The organism is Bacillus sp. JJ664, assembly GCF_036962205.1.
Taxonomy (GTDB): Bacteria; Bacillota; Bacilli; order Bacillales; family Bacillaceae_G; genus Gottfriedia.
Genome location: NZ_JBALMS010000069.1, coordinates 3294 through 3696 on the forward strand (window position 1 = coordinate 3294; position 403 = coordinate 3696).

The following is a 403-nucleotide window of genomic DNA, read 5'->3' on the forward strand; positions in this document are numbered from 1 at the left end:
TTTAAAATTGTAAATTTAATTAGAAAACTAATTTTTAGTACAAATATTTTAATTAATTAAAGTTACTTTTTAATATAATCTACGATAAAACTTGAAAATCACAATTTAAAAAGTAATACCCTTGTCGGCATAGCTCCCTTACCTCATAAAGGGTTGCACTCTAGTAATCAACTTAATGCAAAAATTCTAATTGCCATTAGCCAAAATAAAAAAACAATGAATCGCACAAACAGTACAAATTCATTGTTAAATTTCTGAGCACTATTTTTAAATCATTAGTTTAGAAACAAGTTTAATCTTAAATCTGTTGATCTCTTTGTGCATTCAAATAGAACTTCTAACTGTTTTAAAGTTTTTTCTACATCGCCAGTAACCATAATTCTTATCAATTCGATATGAGCCA

1 pseudogene (running past one end of the window) is annotated in these 403 nt (G+C 25.8%); it reads right to left on the reverse strand.

Annotated elements, in window-relative coordinates:
- Positions 1-20: pseudogene (gene comGA, locus V7056_RS12330) on the reverse strand (competence type IV pilus ATPase ComGA); it reaches 1045 nt to the left of the window's first position.
- Between the last annotated feature and the right edge of the window lie 383 nt (positions 21-403).